Consider the following 1,821-nt stretch of genomic DNA (forward strand, 5'->3'; position numbering starts at 1 on the left):
GTTCACGGCCTCGCCCTACCACCGCCCCGTGGTCGGCTGGATGAGCGACCTCGACGCGATGACGCCCGACGACGCGCGCGCTTTCTTCCGCCACTGGTACGTGCCCGCCAATGCCGCCGTGGTGGTGGTGGGCGATGTCGACGTGGCCCAGGTGCGTGCGCTGGCCGAGAAGTACTACGGCAGCATCCCCGCGCGCGCCGTGCCTGCGCGCAAGCCGCGCACCGAGCCCGCGCAGCGCGGCATCCGCCGCATCGAGTTCAAGGCGCCGGCCGAGCAGGCCTACGTGTCGCTCGCGTTCCGCATTCCGCAGCTGGAGAGCATCGATGCCGCGGACAGCGACGTGTGGGCGCTCGAAGTGCTGTCGGCCGTGCTCGACGGCTACACGGGTGCACGGCTCGACCGTGCCTTGACCCAGGGCCCCGACCGCGTGGCCGATTCGGCCAGCGCCTACTCGGGCCTGGCCGGCCGCGGGCCGCAGCTGTTCACGCTGGTGGGCGTGCCGGCCCACGGCAAGAGCGCCGAAGCGGTGGAGGCGGCGCTGCGCGCCCAGGTGGCGCGCGTCGCGAAGGAGGGCGTGAGCGAAGCCGAACTCGCGCGCGTCAAGACACAGTGGGTGGCCAGCGAAACCTACAAGCGCGACTCCGTGATGGCGCAAGCCCGCGAGCTCGGCAGCAACTGGGTGCAGGGACTGCCGCTGGACACCAGCGCGCGCATCGTCGCGAAGCTGCAGGCCGTGACACCGGCCCAGGTGCAGGCCGTGGCCGCCAAATACTTCGGCGACGACCAGCTCACCGTGGCCACGCTGCGCCCCTTGCCGCTCGACGCCAGGCCGCGCGGCCGCGGTTTTGCCGCCCCGCAGGGCGAACTGCGCTGAAAGGCCCGGATTCTTCAATGACCCCCATGACAAAAATCCTGCGCTCCGCGCTGTTCGCGGCCGCCACGGCCTTCGCCGGCCTGAACGCCGCACAGGCCGCGCTGCCGATCGAGCACTGGACGCTCGCGAGCGGCGCCAAGATCTACCTGGTGTCGACCCAGGCGCTGCCCATCGTCGACGTGCAGATCGATTTCGATGCCGGCAGCCGGCGCGATCCGGCCGGCCAGGCCGGCCTGGCCAGCGCGACCGCGACCATGGTCGAGAAGGGCGTGCGCGCCGGCAAGAACGGCGAGCCGGCGCTCGACGAGAACGCGCTCGGCGAAGCCTGGGCCGACCTGGGCGCCGAGTTCGGCACCAGCGCCGGCACCGACCGCGCCAGCTACTCGCTGCGCACTTTGTCCGACCCGGCGCTGCGCGCCAAGGTGGTGGCGCTGGCCTCGCGCGAGATCGGCGAGCCGGCCTTTCCCGACGACATCTGGCAGCGCGAGCGGGAGCGCATCAATGCCTCGCTGAAGGAGGCCAACACCAAGCCGGCAACCATCGCGGGCCGCGCCTTCGCGAAGGCCGTCTACGGCGGCCATCCCTACGGCCAGGAAGTCACCGAGGCCACGCTCGCGCGCATCGACACCGCCGCCATGCGGCAGCGCTACCAGGAGCTGATCGTGCCGTGCCGGGCCAAGCTCAGCATCGTGGGCGCCGTGACCCGCGCCGAGGCCGAGGCCATGGCCACCGCGCTGCTCTCCCGGCTGCCGGGGCCCGAGGCGTGCACGCCGCTCCCGGCGATTGCGCCGGTGGCCGCGCTCACCGCGCCCAAGGACGAGCGCATTCCCTTCGCTTCGGCCCAGGCCCACGTGCTGATCGGCCAGCCCGGCTATCCGCGCAAGGATCCGGACCATTTCGCGCTCACGCTCGGCAACTACGTGCTGGGCGGCGGCGGTTTTGTCTCG

At 72.2% G+C, this 1,821-nt stretch carries 2 protein-coding genes; both read left to right on the forward strand.

All coding sequences use genetic code 11. From position 1 onward, the window contains the following. On the forward strand, positions 1-874 hold an 874-nt coding region (locus AC1DOC_RS32155), incomplete at its 5' end, for a M16 family metallopeptidase (RefSeq protein WP_478131384.1). 17 nt (positions 875-891) lie between these two features. Then, on the forward strand, positions 892-1,821 hold a 930-nt coding region (locus tag AC1DOC_RS32160; protein WP_478131385.1), incomplete at its 3' end, for a M16 family metallopeptidase.

This window comes from Variovorax sp. 01T439_2, from assembly GCF_056398445.1.